This window comes from Isoptericola sp. NPDC056134, from assembly GCF_042264825.1.
Classification (GTDB): Bacteria; Actinomycetota; Actinomycetes; order Actinomycetales; family Cellulomonadaceae; genus Isoptericola; species Isoptericola nanjingensis.
Window position 1 is genome coordinate 1 of sequence record NZ_JBHJVM010000067.1, and the last position, 1,576, is coordinate 1,576.

1 protein-coding gene is annotated in these 1,576 nt (G+C 66.9%); it reads left to right on the plus strand.

Annotation, left to right across the window (positions count from 1 at the left end):
- Positions 1-1,576: GEVED domain-containing protein (locus tag ACFCZN_RS21275; RefSeq protein WP_430558089.1), on the plus strand; the 1,576-nt coding region annotated here is incomplete at both ends.

A 1,576-nucleotide genomic window follows, 5' to 3' on the forward strand; every position in this document is an offset into this window, starting at 1 on the left:
TCGAAGATCGGTACAGGTCAGCGCGGCACGACGTTCGACCTTGATGGTCCCTTCGCGAGCCCGGTCGCGACCCCGGCGAGCGTGTCGGGCTGGATCGACTTCAACGGCAGTGGCACCTTCGATCAAGGCGAGCTGGCCACGGGGCAGACGAGCGCGCAAGGCGCGAGCGTCGTGCACCTGGCCTGGACCATTCCGGACGACATCAAGGCTGGTGACACCTGGGCTCGCCTACGAGTCGTCGCCGGCGACACACCCGCCGGACCAGATGGCATGGTCGACTCCGGCGAGGTCGAGGACTACGCGGTCACGATCGACCCGACCACCGCGGACGTCTCAGTCGTCAAGTCCGGCCCCGCGACGGCGCAGGTCGGCGACGACGTCACCTGGACCGTTGTGATGACCAACGGCGACGGTTCGGGCACCCCGCCCACCGATACACCTGTCGATGGCGCTGTCATGTCCGACACCGTGCCTTCGGAGTTCACCAACGTGCACTGGACCTGCGTGGCCGCCACCGGTTCCTCATGTCTCGATGCCGATGGCAGCGGGAACGTGATCGAGGCGACAGCGAACCTGGCGATCGGCGGCTCGGTCACCTACACCATCACGGGAACGCTCGACGGACAGCCGGAATCGAACACCTTCACCAACGCGGCGCACGCCGACCTGCCCCCAGGCACCGACATCGTGGACCCCGACGGCGAGAACAACGACTCGAACGCCTCGGGGAACACCCCGGCCCTACTCATCACGAAGTCGGTCGACACCACACACGCGATGCCCGGCGAGGAGGTCACCTACACCGTGGCTGTCGCCAACACCACCGACGTCGAGTACCGCAGCGCCAGGCTGCACGATGACCTGTCCGAGATCTTGGACGACGCCGTGCTGACGGGCGGCCCGACTGCCGACCTCGGCACCGCGACCGTCGAGGGGACGATGCTGAGTTGGAGCGGGGCGATCCCGGCGGGCGCGACGGCAACGATCACCTACACGGTGACGATCCCGAAGGACGGCCGTGGTGACCACCGGTTGACGAACGTCGTCGTGGCCGACGTGCCGGGCACGAACTGCGCTGACAGCTCACAGGACCCGGCGTGCAGAACCGACAACGAGACTGGCGTCGACACACCCGCACTGACCATCACGAAGACCGCCGACGCGACCAACCCGGAGCCGGGCGACGCGGTCACGTACACGATCACAGCCATCAACGACACAAACGTCAACTACCGCGATGCGCACCTCACCGACGACCTGACCGACGTGCTGGATGACGCCACGTTCGACCCCGCGACGCTGACCGCCACACGTGGCACGGCAACCTACGACGAGCCCGTCATCGACTGGACCGGCACGATCCCCGCCGGCAGACGCGCGACGATTACTTACCACGTGACCGTCAACAACCCCGACACCGGCAACCAGCGCCTCACCAACGCCGTCGTCGCGGCCGACGACGCACCCAACACGAACTGCTCCGCTGGCTCGACCGACCCCGCGTGCACGTCCGACTTTCCGACGAACGCGCAGGATCCGTCCCTGACCATCACCAAATCGGCAGACAGCACCAGAC